Origin of the sequence: Rhodobacter capsulatus (assembly GCF_005144475.1) — a bacterium.
In the GTDB taxonomy this organism is placed as follows: domain Bacteria; phylum Pseudomonadota; class Alphaproteobacteria; order Rhodobacterales; family Rhodobacteraceae; genus Rhodobacter; species Rhodobacter capsulatus_C.
In genome coordinates this window covers 1-24,554 of record NZ_SWJZ01000101.1, presented here as the reverse complement: position 1 = coordinate 24,554, position 24,554 = coordinate 1, and the positions used below count along the sequence as shown (strand labels likewise).

Below are 24,554 nucleotides of genomic sequence, written 5' to 3'. Positions count from 1 at the left end.
GGCTCAACCCTCGCCGGTTTCGGGGCGGCTGCCCTCGGCCTCTTCCTCGGCGTCAAGCGCCGGGGCCAGACCACGCGCCAGCGCCGCGGTGGCGAGGATCAGCCCGGCCCAGACCGCGAACAGATAGATCATGCCGCGCGCGGTGTCGGGCACCGGCGTCTCGCCTGGGTGCCAGAGCATCGGCAGCAGGAACAGCACCAGCCCCACCAGCGGCAACAGCCGGGCCGCATCCATCATGCGGCGGCGCCGATAGGAGCGCCGGGCCAGAAACAGCGGCGTGCCAGACCCCGGCATCAGCCCGCCTTGCCCGATCCTGACAAAGCCGGGCCCGCCAGAGCCGGATCTGCCAGAACCGATCCCGCCAGAACCGGAGCGGCGATCGCCTCGAGCGCGGAAAGCACGTCGGCATTGGCGAAGGGCTTGGCCAGAAAGGCCGAGGCGCCCGCGGCGGCGGCGGCCTCGCGGTCGCGGACCTGCCCGCGCGCGGTCAGCATCAAGACCGGCGTGCGCCCCAGCTCGGCATCGGCGCGCAACTGGGCCAGGATTTCCAGCCCCGAGCAGCCCGGCAGCATCAGATCCAGAATGACCGCCGTCGGACGCAGCGTCGCGATCCGGGCAAGGGCCGCGCTGCCCGAGGCCTCGACGGTCACCTTCCAGCCGGCCCGCGTCAGGATGAACCGGATCGCCTCGGCGATGTTCGGCTCGTCCTCGACCAGCAGCACTTGCTTTTCGGCCATGATCGTCCTCCTCCCCGGGCCAATCTATCCACGCTTGGCCCCGCGCTGTCAAACCGCCGTCAGCGCGCCGCGATCAGCGAGGGCTCGCGCCGGCCGGCGCAGTCCGGACGCGGGCAGACCCGGCAGGAGGTGCCGACCGGCCGGGCGGTCTCAAGGCGGCTGGTGGCGGGGGTGACCAGCATCATCGCCTCCATCAGCACCGGGGCGTCGAAGCTGGCCCCGGCGCCGTCGGGCGGGCGGGGGGCGGCGAAGGCCCAGGACTGGAAGCGCTGCGGCAGCCGCCCGGCCATGTCGAGCGTCAGCCGCAAAGGCTGCATCGGCCGCGAGAGCGCCTCGTAAAGCGGCCAGAGCGGGCAGCCCGCGGCCGAGCGCGGCAGGGCAAAACCGGGCAGCGGGCGGCGCAGGGTCAGCGTGCCCGAGCCGTCGCAGACGACCAGACCCAGCGGCGGCAGGGTCGCGGCGCCCTCGGGCAGGGTCGCCAGACGGCGGAAGACCGCGGCCATCGGCGCGCCGAACCGCGCCGCAAGCCGCGCCGGATCAAGCCCGGTCTCGCTCAGCGCGGCAAGAAAGGGCTTGAGCGGCAAAAGGCGGCTGTCGGCCAGCGCCCGGGTCAGATAGGCCAGCGCCAGATCGCGCGCGGCCGAGGCGGCCAGTTCCGGCGCCTGGGCGATCAGCTCGGCCGGGTCGGGCGGATCGGGGCGCTCGAATTCCGGCAGATGCCAGCCGCGCGCCGAGAGCCAGGCCTCCATCTGGTCGAGCGGCGCGGCCAGCCCCGAATCCGTCGCCTCGATACTGTCGAGATAGCTCACCAGCCCCTCGGCCGCCGCGCTCAGCCGCAGGCTTTCCGAGGCGATCGAGGACAGGAACCGCGCCTGCCATTCCGGTTCGATATCCGGGGTCTCGACCAGAATCGCCGCGCCCGAGCGCAGCGAGGTCACCGCCGAAAGCACCTCGTGCAATTCGTCGAGCAGATAGGGATCCTGCCCCATCCGTTCGGAATAGGTCTCGACCACCCGTTCCAGCGCCGCGACGCGGGCCTGGCGGGCGGCCAGAACCTTGGCCCAGCCGGGAAAGCGGCCGACGAATTCCTCGATCCGTTCCAGCTCGGACGGGTCGATCAGCGCGCCGATGGCATCGCCGCCAACCACCGTGCCCCCCGTCAGGCCGCCGCCCGCCGCCGCCTCGCGCAGGGCCTCGAAAAGCGCGCTTTCGGCGCCTTCGGAGAGCGCCACAGGCGCCACGCCCAGCGCCTTGGCGAAACTGTCCAGAAGCGGCTCGGAAACCCGGCGCCGGTTGTGTTCGATCAGGTTGAGATAGGCGGCCGAGATGCCGACCGCGCGGGCCAGATCGGCCTGCCGCAGTTTCAGCGTCAGCCGCCGTTCCCGTATCCGCGTCCCCGTCAGGGCAGACCGTGCCATCGTTTCCCCGCTTGCCGCCCGGCGTGCGGCCGCAAGGGGCCCGTCCCGCCGTCACGGCATGACCTTACCGGCAAGCTTCGGAAATACAAAGCGATTCACGATCCCCACGGACAGTTGCGCCGGGGTTCGGCAACAGCGGGTCCGCCGCGGCAGAGACGCCCGGGCCGCAACGGCCCCGGCGCCGCCCCGCTCAGCAGGGGTTTTGCACCGTCACGCTCGACAGCGTCGACAGGTCGGACACGCCGCCTTCGCATTTTTCGGGCGCTTGCGTGCAGCCCGCAAGGGCGGCAAGCGCCACAGCGGCGACAAGGGCAAGCGACGCCTTGCGGGTGGATGTGCAGGTCATGTGCGGCCTCCTCCAGAACGCGGTCGCCGCGGGTCGGCCCGGGCGATGTGAACTACATGGTTCACAGCATGCGCCGCCGCCCTGATCCGTGTCAAGCGACCTGAAGTCTCAGTCGAAACTGCGGAACCGCGCGCCATAGGTGACGGCTTTCTGCGAACAGAGATCCATCGCATATTGCAACCAGACCGAGGATTTCTGCCCGGAGCCCTGTTTGTCGACCGAGAGTTTCGCCCGGCCCTGCGCGATCGCCGGACCCATCTCGGCCTCGATGTCGCGCAGCCGCTTGACCCAGAACTGCGCCGCCTCCTCGAAATAGCTGCCCGGCGGCGCGCCGCTGGACACGATCGACTGCGCCACGGTCAGGCAATAGCCCGCCTCGACCTCTTGCGTGGGGGTGTTGAACAGATGCCCCGAGGGCGCGGCGAACTGGCTTTTCCAGACCCCCCAGAACAGGGCCGCGACCAGCAACACAAGCGCGGATCCGCCCCCCCAGACCAGAAGCGGGGACAGCTCCTCCTCCGGGTTGACGCGCGGTTTCGACTTCTTGCTGGCAGTTGTGGGCATGGCATCCTCCGCCCTCAGGATGGCGCAGAATGGTTAAGAAAGCCCGAAAGGAAATGGGGGCGGTCACCCGCCCCCGCCCATCCTCCGATCGCCTCAGTCGAGCGTGTCGAGCACCGATTTCAAGGTGCCGATCAGCTCGTCGATCTGCGCTTTCGAGATGATCAGCGGCGGGCTCATCGCGATGATGTCGCCGGTGGTGCGGATGAGAATCCCCTTTTCATAGGCCTTGAGGAAGGCGGTGAAGGCGCGTTTCGTCGGCTCGCCCGCGATCGGTTCCAGCTCGACGGCGCCGATCAGCCCCTCGTTGCGGATGTCGATGACGTGACGGGTGCCGCGCAGGCTGTGCAGCGCCTCCTGCCAATAGGGGGCAAGCTCGGCGCAGCGCTCGAAAAGCCCCTCCTCCTTGTAGGTCTCAAGCGTCGCGATGCCCGCGGCGGCGGCGATCGGGTTGCCCGAATAGGTGTAGCCGTGAAAGAGCTCGATCATGTGCTCGGGGCCCTGCATGAAGGCATCGTGCACGGCCGCGGTGGTCAACACCGCGCCCATCGGAATCACGCCGTTCGTCAAGCCCTTGGCCGTCGTCATCATGTCGGGCAGCACGCCGTAATGCTGCGCCGCAAAGGCAGAGCCAAGACGCCCGAAGCCGGTGATCACCTCGTCGAAGATGAGCAGGATGCCGTGCTTTTTCGTGATCTCGCGCAAGCGTTGCAGATAGCCCTTCGGCGGCAGCAGAACCCCGGTCGATCCCGCCATCGGCTCGACGATCACCGCCGCAATCGTCTCGGCGCCATGCAGCGTGACGATGCGTTCGAGTTCATCGGCCAGGTTCGCCCCATGTTCGGGCTGGCCCTTCGAAAACGCGTTTTGCGCCGGAAGATGGGTGTGCGGCAGGTGATCGACGCCGGTCAGCAGGCTGCCGAACACCTTGCGGTTGGTGACGATGCCGCCGACCGAGATGCCGCCGAAGTTCACCCCGTGATAGCCGCGCTCGCGGCCGATCAGCCGGGTGCGGGCGCCCTCGCCGCGGGCGCGGTGATAGGCGATGGCGAGCTTCAGCGCGGTCTCGACCGATTCCGACCCCGAGTTGGTGTAGAACACATGTTCCATCCCCTCGGGCGCGATCTCGATGATGCGGTTGGCAAGTTCAAAGGCCGCCGGATGGCCCATCTGGAAGGCGGGCGCGTAATCCAGCTCGGCCGCCTGTTTCGCGATCGCCTCGCTGATGCGCGGACGGCAATGGCCCGCGTTGCAGCACCACAGCCCCGCGGTGCCATCCAGCACCTGACGGCCATCGGCGGTGGTATAATGCATGTCCTTGGCGCCCACGAACATCCGGGGCGCTTTCTTGAACTGCCGGTTCGCCGTGAACGGCATCCAGAAGGCGTTGAGATCATTGGGCGTCTTGCGGTCGAGCGCCATGGAAGTCTCCCTGAAGGGCCCGGCTTGGGCCAAATTTTGCGCCCGGATCTCGGGCCGGGTCGTTTGACCGAACGGTCAGCATCAGGCTAACATCGGCACGGGCGGCGTCAAGCTTCCCGCGCCCGCGCAAAAGGCCCGAAGAAAAGGCCCGCACAAAAGGACCGTGACCGTATGCCCTCCGACCCGATGCCCGCCGATCCGATGCCCGCAGAGCTGTCGCCGCGTCCGCTCACCCGCATCCAGAAGCGCAACATCGAGGCGATCCTGGATGCCGCGCTGGAGGTGTTTTCGGCGCAGGGCTTCCGCGGCGCGACGCTGGATCAGATCGCCACCGCGGCGGGGCTGTCGAAGCCGAACCTGCTGTATTACTTCCCCTCCAAGGAGGCGATCCATCTGGAGCTGCTCAACTCGTTGCTGGATGACTGGCTGGCGCCGCTGCGCGAGATGCGCGCGACCGGCGAGCCGCGCGACGAGATCATGCGCTACATGCGCCGCAAGCTGGAGATGAGCCGGGCGATGCCGCGCGAAAGTCGGCTTTTTGCCAATGAAATCCTGCAGGGCGCGCCGCGGATGGCGGGGACGCTGGCGGTCGATCTGAAGGCGCTGGTCGATGACAAGGCGGCGATCATCCGCGGCTGGGCCGCGGCGGGCAAGATCGCCCCGGTCGATCCGCATCATCTGCTGTTTTCGATCTGGGCGCTGACGCAGCATTACGCCGATTTCGACGTGCAGGTCCGCGCCGTGCTGGGCCCCGGCCACGATCCCTTTGCCGAGGCGGAGCCCTTTCTGGATACGCTCTTCGAGCGGTTGCTGCGGCCCTGACCCCGTCCGCAGCGTTAACCCTTTGGCCAAATGATTGGATTCGGTAACTCTTGGGTAACTTGCGGGGCGCATCCTGATTGACAGGGGTAAAACCGCGAGGAGAGTGGGGAAATGGACCGCATATCGGGGCTGATGCCCCAAGTCGGATGGTCACCTTTGCTGAGCATGGTGCCACCAAAGAAAGCGCCGGCGACGACTGTCGAACCGGCAAGTACGTCGTCGGGCACGAATTCCGGCATGGGCGCCGAGGTCGGCACCCAGGCGCAGACCGACCGGAGCACGCAATTGCAGGCGCGCAACTGCGACGTGGCGGTCGAGACCGCCGTTCTGGCGCAAAGCCGCGCCGAGGCGGTGCCCGATCCGGATGCGCCGACCGGCCCGCCGCCGACCTTCGATGTGACGCCGCTCGAAGCCAAGGCCGCCGCGCTGATGGCGGTGCCGCCACAGGACAGCGCGCCCGCTCCGGCCAGCGCCCGGGCCGAAGAGCCCGCGCAACAGCCTGCAGAGCCTGCCGTCACGGCCGAACCGCAGGCGCAACCGGCGACCGAGGCTGCGCCGCGGGCAGAGGCCGCGCCGCAACCGGTGCCGCAACCGACACCGCAGCCCAATCCCGACTGGCAGGCCACGTCGGAGACGGCCGAACCCAGTCTCGACGTCGTGCGCTGAACGCGGCCGGGCTGTCGTCCCGGCCCTGCGCATCCTCCGCGCGCCCGCGTCCCGCGGGTCGTGTCGCGGATATTTGGCCGCACCGACGCCTTGCCGCCGACCCCTTGGGTCGCGCGGCCAATGGCGCAGGTGCGGCCTGTTTTCATCGCGCAATTTGCCCGTCGCGGACCGCCCGGACCGTTTCCCCTGCGTCATCCGTTCACGCTTTCCTCGCCCGCGCGGCTCGCGTATAAGCGGGGGCACATGAACGCGCCCCGTCCAAGCCCCGGGGCCCCTGAAGAGTCTTTCGAGGACCGCATGACCAAACAATCGCATGAAAACGACGTCGCCTTCATCCAGGCGCTGGCGGAGTTGCTGAACAAGAATGACCTGACCGAAATCGCGGTCGTGCGGGAATATGGCGAAGACGACAGTCTTGAAGTGCGCGTGGTGAAACAGGCGACCGTCGTTGCCGCCCCCGCCCCGGTCTATGCCGCCCCGACGCTGGCGGCCCCCGTCGCGGCCGCGCCCGCCGCCGTGCCCGCCGCCGCGGCCGATGCCGATCCGGCCAATCACCCGGGCGCCGTCACCTCGCCGATGGTCGGCACCGCCTATCTGGCCCCCGAGCCGGGCGCCTCGGCCTTCGTCAAGGTCGGCGACACGGTCAAGGAAGGCCAGACGCTGCTGATCGTCGAGGCGATGAAGACGATGAACCACATTCCGGCGCCGAAATCGGGCACGGTGAAGCGGATCCTCGTCGATGACGGCGCGCCGATCGAATACGGCGCGCCCCTGATGATCGTCGAGTGAGGGCCAGATGTTCGACAAGATCCTGATCGCCAACCGGGGCGAGATCGCGCTGCGCGTGATCCGTGCCTGCCGCGAGATGGGGATCGCCTCGGTGGCGGTGCATTCCACCGCCGACGCCGACGCCATGCATGTGCGCATGGCGGATGAAAGCGTCTGCATCGGGCCGAACCCGTCTTCGGAAAGCTATCTCTCGATCCCCGCGATCGTCGCCGCCTGCGAAATCACCGGCGCGCAGGCGATCCACCCGGGCTATGGCTTCCTTTCGGAAAACGCGACCTTCGTGCAGGTGCTCGAAGATCACGGCATCACCTTCATCGGCCCGAAGGCGGAACATATCCGCATCATGGGCGACAAGATCACCGCCAAGGACACGGCGAAAAAGCTGGGAATTCCGGTGGTTCCGGGGTCCGATGGCGGCGTGCCCGACTTTGAGGCGGCGAAGAAGGCCGCGGCCGAGATGGGCTATCCGGTGATCATCAAGGCCACCGCGGGCGGCGGCGGGCGCGGCATGAAGGTCGCGCAATCGGAAGCCGAGCTTGAAATCGCCTTCCGCACCGCGCGCTCCGAGGCCAAGGCCGCCTTCGGCAATGACGAAGTCTATATGGAGAAATATCTCCAGCGGCCGCGTCACATCGAGATCCAGGTCTTCGGGGACGGCCGTGGCCGCGCCGTGCATCTGGGCGAACGCGATTGCAGCTTGCAACGCCGCCACCAGAAGGTCTTCGAGGAGGCCCCTGGCCCCTGCATCACCCCCGAGCAGCGCGCCCGCATCGGCGGCATCTGCGCCAAGGCGATGGGCGAACTGGGCTATTCCGGCGCGGGCACGATCGAATTCCTCTATGAAGACGGCGAATTCTACTTCATCGAGATGAACACCCGCCTGCAGGTGGAACATCCGGTGACCGAGGGCATCTTCGGCGTCGATCTTGTGCGCGAACAGATCCGTGTCGCGGCGGGCGAAGAGATGGAGTTCACGCAGGAAAATCTGGTGATCCGCGGCCATGCGATCGAGGTGCGGATCAACGCCGAAAAGCTGCCGAACTTCGCCCCCTGCCCCGGCAAGATCACGCAATACCACGCCCCGGGCGGGCTTGGGGTGCGGATCGACTCGGCGCTTTATGACGGCTACCGGATCCCGCCCTATTACGACAGCCTGATCGGCAAGCTGATCGTGCACGGCCGCGACCGCAACGAGGCGCTGGCGCGGCTCAACCGCGCCTTGGGCGAACTGATCGTCGATGGCGTCGACACCACGATCCCGCTGTTCCGGCAATTGCTGGAAGAGCCCGACATCCTGAAGGGCGATTACTCGATCCACTGGCTCGAGAAATGGCTGGCCAAGACCTACGGTTGACAAAAACGCCCCCGCAAGGGGGCGTTTTCACCTCACGCCTTCGGACGCAGCACGCAGGTGGCGCGGCGCTTGCCCTTGGGACGGAAGTAATCGGCGACAAAACGCCGCTTGTTCGGCCGCACATCGGACCAGTCCACCCAGTCGGTCCGGTAGCCGAGCACATCCGCCATCGCCTCAAGCGCGCCGAGGCTTGGAATGCCGATCAGCGCCTTGTCCTGCCCCGCGACCTGCGCCAGCGCGTTCAGGTCCTTGCTCGGATCCTCGCGCACCAGGTCGATCACCTGCCCCGGCCGCTGCGAGAATTCGCTGTCAAGCAGCACCAGCCGCGGCTGGAACCGCGTCACCAGCTGCAGCAGCCGGAAATGGTCCATGATGTGATAAAAGATGCCCAGCACGCCGATCACGTCATAGCGCGCGCCTGCCGCCAGATCGGCTTCCATGCCGTCGAAAATGTCGCCGCAGCGCAGCGTCACCCGGGCGGCGGCCGCATCTTGCGGAAATTCGGCGAAGCGCTCGATCAGATGCTGTCGGCCCTCGATCCCCACCACCTCGGCCGCCCCGGCCGCGGCAAAGGCATAGGACCAGCGCCCGTCATGCGCCGCAAGATCCAGCACCCGCGCCCCCGCCAGATCGGCGGCAATCGGCTCGATCAGCTTGCGATGGCGCTGATTGAGCCGTCCGATCGCGTAATCATCGCTCTCATAGCGCGCGACCGAGCGCAAAAAATCGAAAAATCCCATGGCATTGCCGCGCTTTCGTGTCAAACTCGGGCAAGTTTATGGATCGGGGTGATGGTTGGCAACGATGACGGCAGGGCTTAGTCCGGAATTACTGCTTTCGGCCTATGCACAAGGCATTTTCCCGATGGCAAGCGCACGAGACGCGACCGAGCTGCATTGGTTCGAACCGCGGCTGCGTGGCGTGGTCCCCTTGCAGAATTTCCATATTTCGCGGTCTCTGGCCCGGGTCATCGGCCGCGAGACTTACACAATTCGAACAAATACCGCGTTTCGGGCGGTGGTCGAGGGCTGCGCCGACCGGCCCGAGACCTGGATCAACGATGCGCTGTTTGGTCTTTATGACGCGCTGCATGATCTGGGCGCGGCCCATGCGGTCGAAGTCTGGCAGGGCCCGGATCTGGTCGGCGGCATCTTCGGCGTGACGCTGGGGGGGGCGTTCTTTGGCGAAAGCATGTTCTCGCGTGCGCCGAATGCGTCGAAAGTGGCGATGGCCTATACCGTCGACCGGCTGCTCCGCGGCGGCTTCAGCCTGTTCGACACGCAATATCTGACGCCGCATCTGCAAAGTCTGGGCGGGGTGGAGATCCCGCGGATCGAGTATCGCAAGCGGCTGCGGCTGGCCTTGGGGCAGAGGGCGGATTTCACCGCCCCGGCGCCCGCGACGGCTCAGTCGATCTTGCAGCGCAGGACCCAGACGTCATAGCGCTGATGATCCAGCGCCGAAAGCGCCGGGTTCTGCGCGATCATCCAGCCACGAAACACCTCGCGGCCGATCGCGGTGTCGGTGATTTCCAGAAAGGCATAGGCGTTCGAGGCCGGATCGTCGGCCGGGTAGCGGCAAGCGTCAAGCTTCACCGACAGCGAACCATAGTCGACGCTTTCGCCCACCGCCAACGACAGGTCGGTGGCGGCCCCGGCGATCTTGTCAAGGCCGCGCAGGTTTGCACCGGACGCCTCGGCCAGGCCCTCGGGTGCCTCCTGCGCCACCGCGGCACCGGCCGTCAGCAGAACCGCGACCAGAGCCGCGCGAATCATGGCGCGGCCCCCTCGGCGGGCTTGTCGCCATCCTTGGCGCCGGCGAATTTCATCATCAGCCCCAGCGCCGAGACCGCGCCCTGCGTGTCGACGATTTCCTCGCCGGGGCCCAGATTGACCGGGCTGCCGCCGGGCAGGATCTCGACGAAGGCGCCGCCCAGCAGCCCCTCGGTCGCGATGAGGATCTGGCTGTCATCGGGAATGTCGACGCCCGATTTCATCGCCACCGTGGTATCGGCAAAGAAGGTCTGCGCATTCAGCGCGATATCGGTGACGGTGCCGACCTTGACCCCGGCCATCCGCACATCGGTGCCGACGGTGATCCCCTCGACCGAGCGGAACGAGGCTTTCAGCGGATAGCCGCTGGCCGCGGTGCCGAAGCTGTGCCCCTGCCCCGCCCAAAGAAAAAAGCCGACCGCGACGGCCAGAACGGCCGCCCCGGTGAGCACTTCGAGACGATTTTCACTCATGTTTCCCAGCCGGTTGCACGGAAGGACAGGATCTGGACGACCGGGTTATTCCGGCTGCCAGGCATCGTAATCGCTGCGCGCCACGGGCTCGGCCCGACGCAGCGAGCCCGGCGGCACGAAAGCACTGGCCAGACCGGTCTGATTCTGCTGATGCGGCAATTCCCAGGGCTTGTGGTCGAGCGGCGCCTTGGTCGGCGGCTCGTTCCAGGTGAAATGGATCCAGCCGTGCCAATCGGGGGGAATGCGGCTGGCCTGAACTTCGCCGTTGTAGATCACCCAGCGACGCTTCCCATCCTTGCTTTGATAGTAGCAATTGCCCTCGGCGTCCTCGCCGACCTTCACCCCATGACGCGCGGTGAAGATCTGGGTGCCGAGAGTCTGGCTGTTCCACCACGTCAGCAGGCGCAGCAGGAATTTCATATCTCACCTCCGCATCTTTGGCCCCGTTATAGCGGCAGGACCACCAAGGTCCAGTGTTTTGCGGACCCGATCAGCACAAAGGGCGGGTTTCCCCGCCCCTTCCGTTTCACGACGACCGGGGCTTAACCAGCGGTCTTCGGTTCTTTCTTGCCCGAGGTCTCGGCGTAGATCAGCAAGGGTTTGGCGCCATTGGCCATTTCCACCGCTTCATCGTTCACCACGACCTCGCGCACGCCTTGCATGCCCGGCAGTTCGAACATCGTGTCCAGCAGGATGTCCTCCATGATCGAGCGCAGGCCGCGCGCGCCGGTCTTGCGCTTGATCGCGCGGGCGGCGATCGCCTTCATCGCATCGGGGGTGAAGGTCAGCTTCACGCCTTCGATCTCGAACAAGCGCTGGTATTGCTTGACCAGCGCGTTCTTCGGCTCGGTCAGGATCGTCACCAGCGCGGCTTCGTCCAGATCTTCCAGCGTCGCGATCACCGGCAGACGGCCGACGAATTCCGGAATCAGACCGAATTTCAGCAGATCTTCCGGCTCGAGCTCCTTGAACAGCTCGCCCGCCCCGCGCGATTCCGGGTCTTTCACATCGGCGCCAAAGCCGATCGCCGAGCCCTTGCCGCGCTGCGCGATGATTCGGTCAAGCCCCGCAAAGGCGCCGCCACAGATGAACAGGATGTTCGTCGTGTCCACCTGCAGGAATTCCTGCTGCGGATGCTTGCGCCCGCCCTGCGGCGGCACCGAGGCCACGGTGCCTTCCATGATCTTCAGCAAAGCCTGTTGCACGCCCTCGCCCGAGACGTCGCGGGTGATCGAGGGATTGTCCGATTTGCGGGTAATTTTATCGACTTCGTCGATATAGACGATGCCGCGCTGCGCCCGTTCGACGTTGTATTCGCTGGCCTGCAGCAATTTCAGGATGATGTTTTCCACATCCTCGCCGACGTAACCGGCTTCGGTCAGCGTCGTCGCATCGGCCATGGTGAAGGGCACGTCCAAGATCCGCGCCAGCGTCTGCGCCAAGAGCGTCTTGCCGCAGCCGGTCGGGCCGATCAGCAGGATGTTCGACTTCGCCAGCTCCACATCTTGTTTCGAGCCGTGGTTCAGACGCTTGTAATGGTTGTGCACCGCAACCGAGAGCACGCGTTTCGCATGCATCTGCCCGATCACGTAATCATCCAGCACCTTGCAGATGTCGCGCGGCGTCGGCACGCCATCCGTCGCCTTGAGACCGGTGGTCTTGGTCTCCTCGCGGATGATGTCCATGCACAACTCGACGCATTCATCACAGATGAACACGGTCGGACCCGCGATCAGCTTGCGCACCTCGTGCTGGCTCTTGCCGCAGAACGAACAGTAGAGGGTGTTCTTGCTGTCGGAGCCGGAATTGTTCGCCATCGTCATCCTCGAATGGCCCGACCCGGGCCTTTGGGGGCTGTCCTGGACCGAAGTCTAGGACAGCACCACGTTCTTCTCAATCGCAAATTCCCCGCCCCGGTTAAGAGCGGTCATCGATTTGTCATTTTCCGCCGTCAAGGCTCGGCCGCGCCGACAGGATCTCGTCGAGATGGCCCCATTCCAGCGCCTCTTCGGGCGACATGAAGCGGTCGCGTTCCAGCGCCTCGGCCACTTCCTCGATCGACCGGCCGGTGTGGCGGACGTAGATTTCGTAAAGCCGCTGACGGATCTTTTCGGTCTCGCGGGCGTGGATCATGATGTCCGTCGCCTGGCCCTGATAGCCGCCCGAGGGCTGGTGCACCATGATCCGCGAATTCGGCAGCGAGAAGCGCATGCCCTTTTCGCCCGCGCAGGCGATGACCGAGCCCATCGAGGCGGCCTGGCCGATCACCAGCGTCGAGACCTTCGGGCGGATGTATTGCATGGTGTCGTAGATCGCCAGACCCGAGGTGACGACACCGCCGGGGCTGTTGATATACATGGAGATTTCCTTCGAGGGATTCTCGGCCTCGAGGAACAGCAGCTGGGCGCAGATCAGGCTCGACATGCCGTCATGGAACGGCCCCGCAAGGAAGATGATCCGCTCCTTGAGCAGGCGGGAGTAGATGTCATAGGCCCGCTCGCCGCGCGAGGTCTGCTCGACCACCATCGGCACCAGCGTGTTCATGTAAAGGTCGACCGGGTCTTTCATTCGCTGCCTTTCCTCGTGATGTCCGCAAAGCCTTAGCGCGCGTCTGTTACCCAAGTCTTAGTGTCGCGCGGCCCCCCCTGCAAGGGCAGCGACTTAAAAGAGAGGAGTTGGAATGATTCTTGGCGATTAATCGGGCGGAAAGAGTTGAGCGCTAGGCTGTGCGACAAATGTTCTCGGGGAATCCGTCCCCGCAACCGGAGCCCGCTCATGAAATTCAGCGCAGCACTGCTTGCTCTCGCGCTTCTTGCCCTGCCCGCACAGGCCGAAGATGTTTCCCCGCAAGTCAAGGAAATCGTGGAAAAAGAGCTGCGTGCCTGGGCCGCGGATCCGGCCCTTGTCGCGGCGGTGATCGCCGCGAACGGGGCCCATGCCGCGCTGAGCCAGCCGCAGATCGACTCGCTCGACGCGGTCTGGCGGGCGGAACTGGACGCCGCCAACCGCCCGACCATCGAGCCGATCCTCGCCGCGCCGGAATCGCTGGCGCTCAAGGCGAAGATCGAGGCCGGCGGCGGCCGTTTCACCGAAGCCTTCGTGACCGACAACCGCGGGCTGAACGTCGCCCAGGCCGGTCCGACCTCGGATTACTGGCAGGGCGACGAGGCGAAGTTTCAGGAAACCTTCCCGAAAGGCGCCGAGGCCATCCATGTCGGCGCGGTGGAATTCGACGAATCCTCGCAAAGCTACTCGGTGCAGGCCTCCTTCACCGTGATCGATCCCGCCAGCAAAGCCCCGATCGGGGCGATGACGGTGGGTCTCAATGCCGAAATGATCCAGTAATCCGGGGTCCGAGATGAGCGCCAAGACGTCCGCTTCCGTCAGCTTCTTCCATTCGAGTTTCTTCCGCGCCACGCTTCTCGTCGCCGCTTCGGTGCTGACGGTGGTGGTCTCGATGACGCTCTTCAACGTGCACACGACCACCGAACTGGCCTTGACGCAGCTGCAGCAACAGGCCCGGGGCGCCAGCGGCATCGTCGCCAAGCAGCTGGTCGGGCCGATGCGCTTCACGGACAAGCTGCAACTGGGCAAGGCCCTGCAGGATGTCGTGGACGATCCGTCGAACTTCGCCGATGCGATGATGGCGGTGGACGAAAAGGGCGAAGCGATCGCCACCTATGCCGCCGAGGGCGCCGACACCGCCGAACTCGCCGCGATGGCGCAGACCATCGCCGGGCAGACCTCCGTCGTCACCTCGGAAGACGGGCTGACGATCGCCACCCCGGTCACCAGCCCGACCAGCGGCACCGTCCTTGGCTATGTGCTGTCGCACTGGTCCGAAGCGCAGACCGATGCCGCGATCGCCGCGGCCACCCGCACCAGCCTGATCGTCTCCGGCCTGATCCTGGTCGCGGCGATGCTGGTCACCAGCCTTTTCTTCCGCGCCATGGTCTCGCTGCGGCTCGGCCGGATCAGCACCGCGATGTCCTCGATCGCCGAGGGCGCCCTGACCACCGCCGTGCCCTATACCGGGACCAAGGACGAAATCGGCCATATCGCGCAATCTCTCGAAGCCTTCCGGCAGTCGCTGGAACAGGCCGAAGCCACGAACCGCGTCGCGCTGATGCGGGGCACGGCGCTGGCCTCGGCCTCGACCGCGATCATGCTGACCAACACCGAGCATGAAATCACCTGGGTGAACGAGGCGGCGGTGAAGCTGATGCGCGTGCATGCCGCGGCGATCCAGGCCCGCAACCCGGATTTCGACCCCGAAAACATGATCGGCTATCGCGCCGACCGCATCGTCGAGGGCGGCACCGAGATCGCAGGCGAGATGGACGCCGGGGCCCGGACTTCCCTGCGGATCGAGCAGGATCTGGCCTCGGGCACCCTGGTGGTCGAAGCGAATCCGGTGATGACGGCGGATGGCACCAAGATCGGTCACGTCGCCGAATGGCATGACATCACCGAGGCGCGGCGCAATATCGCGATCACGGAGGCGATCGACGCGACGCAGCTGCGGGTGGAATTCACCCCGGACGGCCGGATGAGCGCCGCGAACGTGGCGATGTGCGTGATCTCGCAACGCGACGAGTCGCAGCTGATCGGCATGGATTTCTCGCGGCTGGTGCGCGTGGCCGCGACCGGAGAAATGGCGTTCGAGGCGATTGCGCGCGGAGAAAGCGTGATCGGCCGGATGATCCTCTCGCTTGACGGGCAGGAGCTGCTGCTCAACGGGGCGATGACGCCGGTGCGCGACCGCAAGGGCAACATCCGGCGCGTCGTCACCATCGGCACCGACATGTCGGAGATCGAAGCCCGCGAGAGCCGCACCCGGATCGAGCGCGAACGCCTGGCGGCCGAGCAGCGTCAGGTGGTGGACCAGCTGCGCGACGCGCTGCGTCATCTGGCCGAAGGCGATCTGACGCAATCGATCCGCGAGCCCTTCCAGGGGGATTACGAGACGCTGCGGCTTGACTACAACAACGCCACCTCGAAGCTGCGCGAGGCGATGGCGATGGTCTTGGAAAACTCGAGCCTGATCCGCACCGAGTCGGGTGGCATCTCCCGCGCGGCCGAGGATCTCTCGCGTCGGACCGAGCAACAGGCCGCCACGCTCGAAGAAACCGCCGCGGCGTTGAACGAACTGACCGCTTCGGTGAAATCGGCCGCCGATCGCACCCTGAAGGCCAATGACATGGTGGCTCTGGCGCGGCGCAACACCGAATCGAGCGGTCAGGTCGTGCGCGAAGCCGTGCAGGCGATGGGCGAGATTTCCGAAAGCTCGAACAAGATTTCGCGCATCACCTCGGTGATCGAGGAAATCTCCTTCCAGACCAACCTGCTTGCGCTGAACGCGGGGGTGGAAGCCGCCCGCGCGGGCGAAGCGGGACGCGGCTTTGCCGTCGTCGCCTCGGAAGTGCGCGCCCTGGCACAGCGGTCTTCGGAAGCGGCGCGCGAAATCGCCGGACTGATCTCGGATTCGGCCGGTCAGGTGAAACGCGGCGTCGAACTTGTCGGGCAGGCGGGCAGCGCCCTCGACGGGATCCAGACCTCCGTGGCCGAAATCGTCACTTTCATGTCGGACATCACCGCCTCGACCACCGAGCAATCCGCCGGCCTGAGCGAGGTCAATACCGCGATCTTGCAGCTCGATCAGGTCACCCAGCACAATGCCGCGATGTTCGAGGAAACCTCGGCCGCAAGCCAGTCGCTTGCCCGCGAGGCGGATGGGCTGAACGAGACGATGAGCCGGTTCCGCCTCGGCACGCAGCAGGCAACGGCGGCACCGGCCAGCAACTTCCGCTCCACCCGCCCGGCGGCGGCTGCCCCGGTCACGCCCCCGCCCGCCGAACCGACCGCGCCCGCTCCGGTCCGTGCCGTCGCCGCGGCTCCGGCGCCCGCGCCACGCGCCAGCGCCCGGGCTTCGAATCTGGCGGTCAAACACGCTCCGGCAGAGGACAACTGGGAAGATTTCTGATCCGGCTCAACTGCCGCGATAAGTCGAATAGCCGTAAGGCGAGAGCAGCAGGGGCACATGATAATGTGCCCCTGCGTCATTCATCCCGAAGCGGATCGGAATTTCGTCCAGAAACAAGGGCTCTGCCGCAACCTGCCCGCTCTGGCGCAGATAGGCCCCGACGTGGAAGACCAGTTCGTAACAGCCCGTCGCAAAATCCGCCGCCGCCAGGATCGGCGCATCGGTCCGACCATCGGCATTGGTGCGGCTTCGTGCCACCGGATGGCGCCCCGAGGCGTCGATACGGCTCAGCACGATTTCGATCCCTTCCGCCGGGCAGCCCCGCGCGGTATCCAGCACATGGGTCGTCAGATATCCTGCCATCGCCCCCTCCTCTGCCTTGCGTCAACCTTGCCGCGATGTCGCACGGCCAGTTGCGAAACGGATGATTTCCTTTTCGAAAAAAACCTGAAACTCTCGTCCATGCAATCCCCCCTGCAGCCGGACCGGAGGCAAAGATGACCCGATATCCCAGAGACATGCGCGGCTATGGCGGCTCTCCGCCCGATGCCCGCTGGCCCGGGAAGGCCCGGGTCGCGATTTCTCTGGTCCTGAACTACGAAGAGGGCGGCGAGAACTGCATCCTGCATGGCGATGCCGCCTCGGAAGCCTTCTTGTCCGACATCGCGGGGGCCGCCCAATGGCCCGGCCAGCGCCACTGGAACATGGAATCGATCTATGAATACGGCGCCCGCGCCGGATTCTGGCGGCTGCATCGGCTGTTCACCGGCATGGAGCTGCCGGTCACCATCTATGGCGTCGCCACGGCGCTTGCCCGCAACCCCGAGCAGGTCGCCGCGATGAAGGCGGCGGGTTGGGAAATCGCCAGCCACGGGCTGAAATGGGTCGAGCATCGCGACATGCCCGAGGACGAGGAACGCCGTCAGATCGCCGAGGCGATCCGGCTGCATGCCGAGGTGGTCGGCGAACGTCCGCGCGGCTGGTACACCGGGCGCTGTTCGGCCAACACCCTGCGCCTGACCGCCGAAGAAGGCGGTTTCGATTGGATTTCGGATACTTACGATGACGACCTGCCCTATTGGCGGCGCGTCGGAAACCGCGATCAGCTGATCATCCCCTACACGCTCGAAGCCAATGACATGCGCTTTGCCACCGCCCCGGGCTATATCGAGGGCGAACAGTTCTTCACCTATCTGAAGGACAGCTTCGACACGCTTTACGCCGAGGGCGCGGCCGGGGCGGCAAAGATGTTTTCGATCGGACTGCATTGCCGCCTGATCGGACGGCCCGGCAAGATCGCGGGGCTGAAGCGTTTTCTGGATTATGCCCGCAGCCAGGAGGGTGTCTGGTTTGCCACCCGCGGTCAGATCGCGGCGCATTGGGCCGCCACCCATCCGCCGCAAGACTTTGATCGGCCAAGCGAAATGACGCCGCGGGACTTCGTGGCCGCGTTTGGCGCGATCTACGAGCACAGCCCCTGGATCGCCGAAAAGGCGCATGCGCTGGAGCTTGGCCCGGCACATGACTGCGCCGAGGGCGTCGCCAGCGTGCTGGCGCGGGTGTTCCGCTCGGCCCCGGAGACGCAGCGTCTGCGCGTGCTCAAGGCCCATCCCGATCTGGCCGGCAAACTGGCGCGCGCGCGGCGGCTGACGGCGGAAAGCACGGCCGAACAGGCCTCGGCCGGGCTTGACGCGCTGACCGATGCCGAACGGGTCGCCTTCGAGGAACTGAACCACGATTACACCGAGAAATTCGGCTTCCCCTTCATCATCGCGGTGAAGGATCATACGAAACCGGCGATCCTTGCGGCCTTCCGCCGCCGGATCGCCAACGACCGCGCCACCGAATTCGCCGAGGCCTGCCATCAGGTCGAACGCATCGCCTGGCACCGACTGAAGGACCTGCTGCCATGACTGGCTATTACACCCCGACCGGCGGCCTGCCGCCGCAAACCGCGCTGATGACCGGCCGCGCGATCTTTACCGAAGCCTATGCGGTGATCCCGAAAGGCTGCTTTTCGGATATCGTGACCAGCTTCCTGCCGGGCTGGACGCAGACCCGGATGTGGCTGATCGCGCGGCCGATGAGCGGCTTTTCCGAGACTTTCAGCCAATATGTGATGGAGGTCGGCGCCGACGGCGGGGCCGATGAGCCCGATGCCGACCCCGGCGCGGAACATGTGCTGTTCGTCACCGGAGGCGCGATGTGGCTGTCGCTTGATGGCCAGGACCATGAGCTGGCGGCGGGCGGTTATGCCTATATTCCCGCCGGGTGCCGCTGGGCGGTGAAGAACGGCGCCGATGATCCGCTGCGTTTCCACTGGATCCGCAAGCTTTGGGAACCGGCGCCGGGGCTGGAAAAGCCCGCCGCCTTCGTGACGAACGAGCGCGAGATCAAGCCCGTCGCGATGCCCGAGACCCAGGGCCGCTGGGCCACCACCCGCTTCGTCGATCCGACCGATCTGCGCCACGACATGCATGTCAACATCGTCACCTTCCAACCCGGCGGGCTGATCCCCTTCGAAGAGACGCATGTGATGGAGCACGGGCTTTATGTCCTTGAAGGCAAAGCCGTTTACAAGCTGAACCGGGACTGGGTCGAGGTCGAGGCGGGCGATTTCATGTGGCTGCGCGCCTATTGCCCGCAGGCCTGCTACGCCGCCGGGCCGGGGCCGTTCCGCTACCTGCTTTACAAGGACGTCAACCGCCACGCCCGGCTGCGCGGCGTGCTGGGCCGCTAAAGGATCAGGAAAGCCCGGAAGTCGTTGACATTCGTCAGCGTCGGTCCGGGCTTCACCTGGGTTCCAAGCGCGGCGAAGAAGCGATGCGCATCATGCCCGGCCAGCGCCGCCGCCGGATCGAGCCCCCGCGCCCGGGCCTTCGCAAGGCTGTCCGGGCCGATCACCGCCCCCGCCACCTCGGCCATGCCATCGACGCCATCGGTATCGGCGGCCAGCGCCCAGATCCCCGGCGCGGCATCCAGCGTGCGCAGCGCCGATAGCAGAAATTCAACATTCGGCCCGCCCAGACCGGGGTTCCCCCGCAGGGAAACTGTACATTCCCCACCTGAGAGCAAAACCAGCGGCGGTTCCCCCGGGCGGCGGGCGCTGGCATAGGTCTGCGCCATCCGCGCCAGTTTCGCGCCCAGATCCGCCGCCTCGCCGGTCAGCGCATCGCCTTGCACCCGCACCGCAACCCCCTGCCCGCGGGCAAAGGCCGCCGCCGCCTGCAAGGATTGCGCGGGGGCGGCGACAATGACGGTCTCGCACCGCGAGAGCGCAAACGCGCCCGGCGCCAGAACGCCCGAGCCCGCGCGCAGCCGCGCCAGCACCTTTTGCGGCACTTCGATGCCATGATCTTGCAGGATTTTCAGCGCCTCGGCCGGGGTGCTTCCATCCGCCACCGTCGGCCCCGAGGCGATGAAGCTCGGATCATCCCCCGCCACGTCCGAAATCAGCAGCGCCCGCATCCGCGCCGGAAAGGCCGCCGCGGCCAGCTGCCCGCCCTTCACCGCGCTCAGATGCTTGCGCACCGTGTTGATCTGCTCGATCGGCGCGCCCGAGGCCAGCAGCGCCGCGGTCACCGCTTGTTTCTCGGCCAGCGCCAGCCCCTCGGCCGGGGCGCAGAGCAGCGCCGAGCCCCCGCCCGAGATCAGCGCCAGCACGAAATCCCCCGGCGCAAGACGGCGCAGCAGATCCAGCATCCGCCGCGTCGCCGCCACCCCCGCCGCATCGGGCACGGGATGCGACGCCTCAACGATTTCAATACCTTGACAGGGCCGCGCATGGCCATACCGGGTGATGACAAGCCCCTCGCAGGGGCCCCAGAGGCTCTCGACCGTCTCGGCCATCCGCGCCGAGGCCTTGCCCGCGCCGATCACCACCACCCGGCCGGGCGGGCGCGGCCCCAGCACCCGCGGCAGAACCTGCATCGGGTCCGCCGCCGCCACGGCCGTTTCGAAAAGCCTGTGCAACAAGTCCGTCGGGGTCAGGAAAGCCACGTTTCATAATCCGAGACCAGCAGATGCTGCGGGTCCTCGTCCTCTTCGATATCCGCGAAACGACCGATCGGATCGCGGAAGATGTTGTCGGTGCGGTCATCGTTGACCGTGGAAACCTCGCCGATCAATACATCTCCCCCTTCGCCCCAGAAGGCGTGCCAGTTGCCCGGCATCAGGGTCACGCTTTCCCCGGGCGAAAGCCGCAGGATACCGCCCGCAGGCAGGCATTTCGTCACCCCGTCCGAGGCGACAACGACGGGCGCGCGCGGGTCAAGCGCCCCCGACGCATCCGAACTGAACATCTCGATCGCCAGCGTCGCGCCGCCGCGATTGATGATATCTTCCGCCTTGACGCGGTGGCGGTGCATGGGCGAGAGCTGATTTTCCCGCGAAATCATGATCTTCTCGGCGTAGCACAGGCCGCCGCCCCGGGCGAGATCTTGCGCCCGGCCATTGCGGGCGGTGAACAGGGACAGGCCCAGCCGGGCAAAATCGCCCTGACCGTAATCGGTGATGTCCCAGCCCAGCCGGGCCGAGACGATGCCGTCGATCTCGGCGCGCCGCGCCTGCATCTCGCGCGGGGACCAATGGGCGAAGGGGGGCAGGATCTGGCCGAAGCCGCGCAGGAAGGCCTCGGACTGGCGCAAGATGGTGTTGATCTCGGATCGCTTCATGGCCACACCTCTGCCGCGAGGGTCGCGCAACACCCGATCACAAGCAAGTGAAAAGCGGGGGAAAATCTCCCCCGCGGTGCAATCGGGGCGCGGACTCTACCGTCGCGCGATTCTCCCATCGACCGATGCCGAATAGGGCGAGCGCCTTGCCAGAAATTCCGCCGTCACATCGGCCAGATCGGGGCCGAAGTCATAGGCGTTCATCCCCTCGGTCGCGAACATCCTGTAGCCGTCGCCGCCGCCGCGCACGAAGTTGTTCGTCACCACGCCATAGGTCGCCGCCGGATCAAGCGGCGCCCAGCCGAGCGCGGTCGCCACCTGCACCGCGCTGACGCGCGCCCCCGCGGGCTTGGCCGGATCGAAGCTGTATCTCAGCCCGGCCACCTGCGGAAACCGCCCCTCGCTTTCCTCGACCGCGCTGACACCGTTTTCCAGCGCCGCCAGAATCGTCGCGCCCTTCGCCTCGAAGGTCGAGAGCGTGTTCTGGAACGGCAGCACCGTCAGCACCTCGCCCATCGTCACCGGCCCGGCATCGATCGAGGCGCGCAAGCCCCCGCCATTCGCGATCGCGATCGCGATCCCCTGATCCTTGACCCGGTCGAGCATCGCCTCGGCCACCAGATTGCCCATCGCGCATTCCCTCTGCCGGCAATGATCGCGCGCCCCGTCGATCTCGGTCGTGCTCTCGGCAACGACCTTGTCGCGGATCTCCTGCAAGGGCTTGGCAAGCTCAGCCACCCGCGCCGCCACCGCCGCATCGGGCGTGACCGAGGCATCAAGCAGGATCGGTTCCCCGCCCGCCGATTTCAGAATGCCCGCATCGTCGAAGGTCAGCACCAGATGGCCCAGATATTTCGAATAGGCATAAGCCGAGACGACCGGCACCCCCCCGACCATCGTCGGATAGGCGGCGCCGTCCTTGCCGAACAGCGTGTGCGAATGCCCGCCCACCACCGCATCCAGCCCCGGAACGGCGGCGGCAATCTCCTGATCCTTGACGAACCCCGTGTGCGGAAGCGCGATGATCTTCGTCACGCCCTGATCGGTCAGCGCCTGAACATCGGCCTTCAGACTTTCGATCTCGTCCTGAAAGCGGATGTCGGGCCCGGGCGAGGAGGTTTCCACCGTATCGGTGGCCAAAGCCGAGACCAGACCGATCTTCTCGCCGCCGACCTGCAGCACGACCGTATCGGCGATCTTGTCTTTAAGCGATGTTCGACTCAGATCCAGGTTGCCGGAAAGCACAGGGAATTGCACTTTTCCAACAAAAGCCGCCAAACCCTCGGGGCCGTCGTCAAATTCGTGATTGCCCACCGCCATCGCATCATAGCCGATCCTCGACATGAATTCGGCCGTGTCCTCGCCCTTGTAGGTGGTGTAGAAAAGCGAGCCCTGGAACTGGTCGCCCGCATCCAGAACGATCACGTTCTGCCCCGCCAGCTCCGCCCGCAGCGCCGCCACCTTCGCCGCGACGCGGGCGATGCCGCCAAAGCATTTCGCCTCGGCCGCGTCCTTCTCGGAACAGGTGCTGTCATATTTGTTGATCGGCTCGATCCGCGAATGCAGATCGTTGGTGTGCAGGATGTGCAGCGTGTAATCGGCCTGCGCGCCCCCGGCGGTCAGGGCCAATGCGGCAGTGGAAAGCAGCAGACGGACGGACATTCGATCCTCCTCGGTTGGGAATGGGCTTACTGTGGCGCGCGCGGGGCCGCGCTGTCAAAACCGGAGTGGGCTTTTTCACCGGGTTCGGCGAGACAGGACCGTGACGAAAGCCCGCCGCCGGGGATTGACCATTTTCCGGGCAAAGGGCATGAAACCTGCATGCTGATCTACAAGATCTTCCGCCGCCCCGAATGGGATGCGCTTTGCGCCGCGGGTGAAACCGCGGGGGCTCCCGTCGATCTGGCCGATGGCTACATCCATTTCTCCACCGCCGCGCAGGTCGTCGAGACCGCGGCGAAGCATTTCGCCACCGAAAGCGATCTGGTGCTGGTGGCGGTGTCCATTGCGGCGCTGGGCGCGGATCTGAAATGGGAAGTGTCGCGGGGTGGCGCACTTTTCCCCCATCTTTACCGCCGCTTGCGCCGGGCAGATGTGGTGTGGGACACCGCGCTGCCGCTCGGCCTGTGCGGCCATATCTTCCCCGAGGCGCTGTTATGAACATCACCGAACGGCTGGGGCTGACGCTCCTGCACGGGCTTGACCCGGAAACTGCGCATGGTCTGGCGCTGAAAGCCTTGCAGATGGGTCTGGTGCCCGGCTGCGGCCCGGTGACCGGGGCACGGCTGGCGACGACGGTCGCGGGGCTCGATCTGCCGAATCCCGTGGGGCTGGCGGCGGGATTCGACAAGAATGCCGTGGCCCTGGGGCCGCTGATGCGGGTGGGCTTCGGCTTTCTGGAAGTCGGCGCCGCGACGCCGCGCCCGCAGGAGGGCAATCCGAAACCGCGGCTGTGGCGGCTCACCGAAGATCGCGCGGTGATCAACCGTTTCGGCTTCAACAACGAGGGGATGGAGCCGATCGCGGCCCGGCTGGCGGCGCGGCCTGCGGGTGTGCCGGTCGGGCTGAACCTCGGCGCGAACAAGGACAGCGCCGACCGGGCCGCCGATTTCGCCACGGTGCTGAAACGCACCGGCGCGCATATCGACTTTGCCACGGTGAACGTGTCCTCGCCCAATACCGAAAAGCTGCGCGACCTGCAGGGCAAGGAGGCGCTCTCGGCGCTTTTGCGCGGGGTGCTTGCGGCGCGGGCCGAACTGGCCCGTCCGATCCCGGTTTTCCTGAAGATCGCCCCGGATCTGAGCCCCGCGGAGCTGGAGGACGTGGCCGAGGTCGCCCGTGCGGTGGGGATCGACGGGATCGTGGCAACGAACACGACGCTTTCGCGCGAAGGTTTGAAAAGTGCAAGTTCCGGGCAGGCAGGCGGGCTTTCGGGCGCGCCATTGTTCGAAAAGTCCACGCGGGTTCTGGCACAGCTGTCGAAGCTGACGGATGGAAAACTGCCGCTGATCGGCGTGGGCGGGATTTCCTCGGCCGAGGAGGCCTATGAAAAGATCCGCGCCGGAGCTTCTGCAGTGCAGCTTTACTCGGCGATGGTCTACAAGGGCATCGGCTTGGCGGCCGAGGTCGCGCGCGGCTTGGATGCGCTGCTGGCGCGCGACGGCTTTGCCTCGGTGGCCGAAGCCGTGGGAACCGGCCGCAGCCTCTGGCTCTGATCCGACCGTAGCTGCGGGGGTTTCACGCCCCCGCACCCCCGTGGGATATTTGCGCCAAGGTGAAAGGGCGGCAGTTCAGCTTGGGCAAAGATCCCGGGGCCAAATATCCCGGGGGGGGACGTGCCGACGGCAAGAGGGGGGCGGCGCCCCCCGCCTGCGGGTCAGGCCCGGTTCATCCGGTTGTCGATCAGCTCCTGCACCACGCCCGGATCGGCCAGCGTCGAGATGTCGCCAAGCGCGCCGTAGTCGTTCTCGGCGATCTTGCGCAGGATCCGGCGCATGATCTTGCCCGAGCGCGTCTTCGGCAGACCCGGCGCCCATTG

The 24,554-nt window shown here is 66.3% G+C and carries 27 protein-coding genes; 11 read left to right on the top strand and 16 right to left on the bottom strand.

Going from position 1 to position 24,554, the window contains the following annotated elements; translation table 11 throughout:
• Positions 1–3: 3 nt before the first annotated feature.
• From FBT96_RS18130 to FBT96_RS18110, 6 genes are all read right to left on the bottom strand, one after another.
• Complete coding sequence (locus FBT96_RS18130) at positions 4–294, bottom strand: hypothetical protein (RefSeq protein ID WP_136909160.1); 291 nt, start codon at positions 292–294, stop codon at positions 4–6.
• On the bottom strand, positions 294–737 hold the full coding sequence (locus FBT96_RS18125) for a response regulator (RefSeq protein WP_136909158.1): 444 nt from the start codon (positions 735–737) through the stop codon (positions 294–296). The genes FBT96_RS18130 and FBT96_RS18125 overlap by 1 nt, the downstream gene beginning before the upstream one ends.
• A gap of 59 nt (positions 738–796) precedes the next feature.
• On the bottom strand, positions 797–2,155 hold the full coding sequence (locus FBT96_RS18120) for a helix-turn-helix transcriptional regulator (RefSeq protein WP_136909156.1): 1,359 nt from the start codon (positions 2,153–2,155) through the stop codon (positions 797–799).
• A 190-nt stretch (positions 2,156–2,345) separates the two neighbouring features.
• Entirely contained in the window at positions 2,346–2,501 is a 156-nt protein-coding gene (locus tag FBT96_RS20885; protein WP_013068305.1) for a hypothetical protein, read from the bottom strand.
• Positions 2,502–2,609: 108 nt separating this feature from the next.
• Entirely contained in the window at positions 2,610–3,065 is a 456-nt protein-coding gene (locus FBT96_RS18115) for a hypothetical protein (protein ID WP_136909154.1), read from the bottom strand.
• 93 nt (positions 3,066–3,158) lie between these two features.
• The gene (locus FBT96_RS18110) at positions 3,159–4,484 is read right to left on the bottom strand and encodes an aspartate aminotransferase family protein (RefSeq protein ID WP_136909152.1); all 1,326 of its coding nucleotides are present in this window, start codon (positions 4,482–4,484) and stop codon (positions 3,159–3,161) included.
• Positions 4,485–4,655: 171 nt separating this feature from the next.
• Between FBT96_RS18110 and FBT96_RS18105 the strand changes: the two genes are divergently transcribed.
• From FBT96_RS18105 to accC, 4 genes are all read left to right on the top strand, one after another.
• Positions 4,656–5,306 carry a TetR family transcriptional regulator C-terminal domain-containing protein gene (locus FBT96_RS18105; protein ID WP_136909150.1) on the top strand — a complete coding sequence of 217 codons (651 nt, stop codon included), beginning with the start codon at positions 4,656–4,658 and terminating at the stop codon, positions 5,304–5,306.
• Between the two features lie 111 nt (positions 5,307–5,417).
• Complete coding sequence (locus FBT96_RS18100; protein WP_136909148.1) at positions 5,418–5,972, top strand: hypothetical protein; 555 nt, start codon at positions 5,418–5,420, stop codon at positions 5,970–5,972.
• A gap of 297 nt (positions 5,973–6,269) precedes the next feature.
• Positions 6,270–6,761, top strand: a complete 492-nt coding sequence (accB, locus tag FBT96_RS18095; RefSeq protein ID WP_136909146.1) for an acetyl-CoA carboxylase biotin carboxyl carrier protein — start codon at positions 6,270–6,272, stop codon at positions 6,759–6,761.
• Positions 6,762–6,768: 7 nt separating this feature from the next.
• Positions 6,769–8,115, top strand: a complete 1,347-nt coding sequence (gene accC, locus FBT96_RS18090) for an acetyl-CoA carboxylase biotin carboxylase subunit (RefSeq protein ID WP_136909144.1) — start codon at positions 6,769–6,771, stop codon at positions 8,113–8,115.
• 32 nt (positions 8,116–8,147) lie between these two features.
• Here the strand turns inward: accC and FBT96_RS18085 are convergent, their stop codons facing one another.
• Positions 8,148–8,855 (bottom strand): methyltransferase domain-containing protein, encoded by a 708-nt coding sequence (locus FBT96_RS18085; RefSeq protein ID WP_136909142.1) that lies wholly within the window; start codon positions 8,853–8,855, stop codon positions 8,148–8,150.
• 64 nt (positions 8,856–8,919) lie between these two features.
• Between FBT96_RS18085 and aat the strand changes: the two genes are divergently transcribed.
• Complete coding sequence (gene aat / locus FBT96_RS18080; RefSeq protein ID WP_136909140.1) at positions 8,920–9,558, top strand: leucyl/phenylalanyl-tRNA--protein transferase; 639 nt, start codon at positions 8,920–8,922, stop codon at positions 9,556–9,558.
• Here aat and FBT96_RS18075 read toward each other — a convergent pair.
• The 5 genes from FBT96_RS18075 to FBT96_RS18055 form a co-directional block, all read right to left on the bottom strand.
• Complete coding sequence (locus FBT96_RS18075; RefSeq protein WP_136909138.1) at positions 9,522–9,890, bottom strand: DUF2155 domain-containing protein; 369 nt, start codon at positions 9,888–9,890, stop codon at positions 9,522–9,524. The genes aat and FBT96_RS18075 overlap by 37 nt on opposite strands.
• Complete coding sequence (gene mlaD / locus FBT96_RS18070) at positions 9,887–10,360, bottom strand: outer membrane lipid asymmetry maintenance protein MlaD (protein ID WP_136909136.1); 474 nt, start codon at positions 10,358–10,360, stop codon at positions 9,887–9,889. The genes FBT96_RS18075 and mlaD overlap by 4 nt, the downstream gene beginning before the upstream one ends.
• 45 nt (positions 10,361–10,405) lie before the next feature.
• Entirely contained in the window at positions 10,406–10,780 is a 375-nt protein-coding gene (locus FBT96_RS18065) for an NADH:ubiquinone oxidoreductase subunit NDUFA12 (protein ID WP_136909134.1), read from the bottom strand.
• A 122-nt stretch (positions 10,781–10,902) separates the two neighbouring features.
• A complete protein-coding gene (clpX, locus tag FBT96_RS18060) occupies positions 10,903–12,177 on the bottom strand; it encodes an ATP-dependent Clp protease ATP-binding subunit ClpX (RefSeq protein ID WP_136909132.1) in 1,275 nt (424 codons plus the stop codon).
• Between the two features lie 121 nt (positions 12,178–12,298).
• Positions 12,299–12,928, bottom strand: a complete 630-nt coding sequence (locus FBT96_RS18055; RefSeq protein ID WP_055209897.1) for an ATP-dependent Clp protease proteolytic subunit — start codon at positions 12,926–12,928, stop codon at positions 12,299–12,301.
• 207 nt (positions 12,929–13,135) lie between these two features.
• Between FBT96_RS18055 and FBT96_RS18050 the strand changes: the two genes are divergently transcribed.
• Together FBT96_RS18050 and FBT96_RS18045 are read left to right on the top strand one after the other, a co-directional pair.
• A complete protein-coding gene (locus FBT96_RS18050) occupies positions 13,136–13,705 on the top strand; it encodes a hypothetical protein (protein WP_136909130.1) in 570 nt (189 codons plus the stop codon).
• 13 nt (positions 13,706–13,718) lie between these two features.
• Complete coding sequence (locus FBT96_RS18045) at positions 13,719–16,343, top strand: methyl-accepting chemotaxis protein (RefSeq protein WP_136909128.1); 2,625 nt, start codon at positions 13,719–13,721, stop codon at positions 16,341–16,343.
• Between the two features lie 6 nt (positions 16,344–16,349).
• Here FBT96_RS18045 and uraH read toward each other — a convergent pair whose 3' ends face one another.
• On the bottom strand, positions 16,350–16,706 hold the full coding sequence (uraH, locus tag FBT96_RS18040) for a hydroxyisourate hydrolase (protein WP_136909126.1): 357 nt from the start codon (positions 16,704–16,706) through the stop codon (positions 16,350–16,352).
• A gap of 134 nt (positions 16,707–16,840) precedes the next feature.
• Between uraH and puuE the strand changes: the two genes are divergently transcribed.
• Both puuE and FBT96_RS18030 read left to right on the top strand, forming a co-directional pair.
• Complete coding sequence (gene puuE / locus FBT96_RS18035) at positions 16,841–18,256, top strand: allantoinase PuuE (protein ID WP_136909124.1); 1,416 nt, start codon at positions 16,841–16,843, stop codon at positions 18,254–18,256.
• Positions 18,253–19,083, top strand: coding sequence for a bifunctional allantoicase/(S)-ureidoglycine aminohydrolase (locus tag FBT96_RS18030; protein WP_136909122.1), 831 nt, complete (start codon positions 18,253–18,255; stop codon positions 19,081–19,083). The genes puuE and FBT96_RS18030 overlap by 4 nt, the downstream gene beginning before the upstream one ends.
• Here the strand turns inward: FBT96_RS18030 and FBT96_RS18025 are convergent.
• The 3 genes from FBT96_RS18025 to FBT96_RS18015 form a co-directional block, all read right to left on the bottom strand.
• Positions 19,080–20,342, bottom strand: coding sequence for a glycerate kinase type-2 family protein (locus FBT96_RS18025; RefSeq protein ID WP_136909120.1), 1,263 nt, complete (start codon positions 20,340–20,342; stop codon positions 19,080–19,082). The genes FBT96_RS18030 and FBT96_RS18025 overlap by 4 nt on opposite strands.
• Positions 20,330–21,016 carry a D-lyxose/D-mannose family sugar isomerase gene (locus FBT96_RS18020; protein ID WP_136909118.1) on the bottom strand — a complete coding sequence of 229 codons (687 nt, stop codon included), beginning with the start codon at positions 21,014–21,016 and terminating at the stop codon, positions 20,330–20,332. Before FBT96_RS18020 ends, FBT96_RS18025 begins: the two co-directional genes overlap by 13 nt.
• Positions 21,017–21,112: 96 nt before the next feature.
• Positions 21,113–22,678: a bifunctional metallophosphatase/5'-nucleotidase gene (locus FBT96_RS18015; protein WP_136909116.1), complete on the bottom strand. Its 1,566-nt coding sequence runs from the start codon at positions 22,676–22,678 to the stop codon at positions 21,113–21,115.
• A 159-nt stretch (positions 22,679–22,837) separates the two neighbouring features.
• Between FBT96_RS18015 and FBT96_RS18010 the strand changes: the two genes are divergently transcribed.
• Positions 22,838–23,176 carry a DUF952 domain-containing protein gene (locus FBT96_RS18010; RefSeq protein ID WP_055210012.1) on the top strand — a complete coding sequence of 113 codons (339 nt, stop codon included), beginning with the start codon at positions 22,838–22,840 and terminating at the stop codon, positions 23,174–23,176.
• Positions 23,173–24,231, top strand: a complete 1,059-nt coding sequence (locus FBT96_RS18005; RefSeq protein ID WP_136909115.1) for a quinone-dependent dihydroorotate dehydrogenase — start codon at positions 23,173–23,175, stop codon at positions 24,229–24,231. Before FBT96_RS18010 ends, FBT96_RS18005 begins: the two co-directional genes overlap by 4 nt.
• Positions 24,232–24,554: the final 323 nt, after the last annotated feature.

Excerpts from the sequence above, each read along its gene's own strand:
- aat (WP_136909140.1), top strand. The coding sequence starts at position 8,920 with ATGACGGCAGGGCTTAGTCCGGAATTACTGCTTTCGGCCTATGCACAA.
- FBT96_RS20885 (WP_013068305.1), bottom strand. The coding sequence starts at position 2,501 with ATGACCTGCACATCCACCCGCAAGGCGTCGCTTGCCCTTGTCGCCGCT.
- FBT96_RS18105 (WP_136909150.1), top strand. The coding sequence starts at position 4,656 with ATGCCCTCCGACCCGATGCCCGCCGATCCGATGCCCGCAGAGCTGTCG.
- FBT96_RS18050 (WP_136909130.1), top strand. The coding sequence starts at position 13,136 with ATGAAATTCAGCGCAGCACTGCTTGCTCTCGCGCTTCTTGCCCTGCCC.
- puuE (WP_136909124.1), top strand. The coding sequence starts at position 16,841 with ATGACCCGATATCCCAGAGACATGCGCGGCTATGGCGGCTCTCCGCCC.
- FBT96_RS18010 (WP_055210012.1), top strand. The coding sequence starts at position 22,838 with ATGCTGATCTACAAGATCTTCCGCCGCCCCGAATGGGATGCGCTTTGC.
- FBT96_RS18005 (WP_136909115.1), top strand. The coding sequence starts at position 23,173 with ATGAACATCACCGAACGGCTGGGGCTGACGCTCCTGCACGGGCTTGAC.
- FBT96_RS18085 (WP_136909142.1), bottom strand. The coding sequence starts at position 8,855 with ATGGGATTTTTCGATTTTTTGCGCTCGGTCGCGCGCTATGAGAGCGAT.
- FBT96_RS18020 (WP_136909118.1), bottom strand. The coding sequence starts at position 21,016 with ATGAAGCGATCCGAGATCAACACCATCTTGCGCCAGTCCGAGGCCTTC.
- FBT96_RS18045 (WP_136909128.1), top strand. The coding sequence starts at position 13,719 with ATGAGCGCCAAGACGTCCGCTTCCGTCAGCTTCTTCCATTCGAGTTTC.
- FBT96_RS18110 (WP_136909152.1), bottom strand. The coding sequence starts at position 4,484 with ATGGCGCTCGACCGCAAGACGCCCAATGATCTCAACGCCTTCTGGATG.
- FBT96_RS18115 (WP_136909154.1), bottom strand. The coding sequence starts at position 3,065 with ATGCCCACAACTGCCAGCAAGAAGTCGAAACCGCGCGTCAACCCGGAG.
- accC (WP_136909144.1), top strand. The coding sequence starts at position 6,769 with ATGTTCGACAAGATCCTGATCGCCAACCGGGGCGAGATCGCGCTGCGC.
- FBT96_RS18055 (WP_055209897.1), bottom strand. The coding sequence starts at position 12,928 with ATGAAAGACCCGGTCGACCTTTACATGAACACGCTGGTGCCGATGGTG.
- accB (WP_136909146.1), top strand. The coding sequence starts at position 6,270 with ATGACCAAACAATCGCATGAAAACGACGTCGCCTTCATCCAGGCGCTG.
- FBT96_RS18130 (WP_136909160.1), bottom strand. The coding sequence starts at position 294 with ATGCCGGGGTCTGGCACGCCGCTGTTTCTGGCCCGGCGCTCCTATCGG.
- FBT96_RS18120 (WP_136909156.1), bottom strand. The coding sequence starts at position 2,155 with ATGGCACGGTCTGCCCTGACGGGGACGCGGATACGGGAACGGCGGCTG.
- FBT96_RS18065 (WP_136909134.1), bottom strand. The coding sequence starts at position 10,780 with ATGAAATTCCTGCTGCGCCTGCTGACGTGGTGGAACAGCCAGACTCTC.
- clpX (WP_136909132.1), bottom strand. The coding sequence starts at position 12,177 with ATGGCGAACAATTCCGGCTCCGACAGCAAGAACACCCTCTACTGTTCG.
- FBT96_RS18030 (WP_136909122.1), top strand. The coding sequence starts at position 18,253 with ATGACTGGCTATTACACCCCGACCGGCGGCCTGCCGCCGCAAACCGCG.
- uraH (WP_136909126.1), bottom strand. The coding sequence starts at position 16,706 with ATGGCAGGATATCTGACGACCCATGTGCTGGATACCGCGCGGGGCTGC.
- FBT96_RS18075 (WP_136909138.1), bottom strand. The coding sequence starts at position 9,890 with ATGATTCGCGCGGCTCTGGTCGCGGTTCTGCTGACGGCCGGTGCCGCG.
- FBT96_RS18100 (WP_136909148.1), top strand. The coding sequence starts at position 5,418 with ATGGACCGCATATCGGGGCTGATGCCCCAAGTCGGATGGTCACCTTTG.
- mlaD (WP_136909136.1), bottom strand. The coding sequence starts at position 10,360 with ATGAGTGAAAATCGTCTCGAAGTGCTCACCGGGGCGGCCGTTCTGGCC.
- FBT96_RS18015 (WP_136909116.1), bottom strand. The coding sequence starts at position 22,678 with ATGTCCGTCCGTCTGCTGCTTTCCACTGCCGCATTGGCCCTGACCGCC.
- FBT96_RS18125 (WP_136909158.1), bottom strand. The coding sequence starts at position 737 with ATGGCCGAAAAGCAAGTGCTGCTGGTCGAGGACGAGCCGAACATCGCC.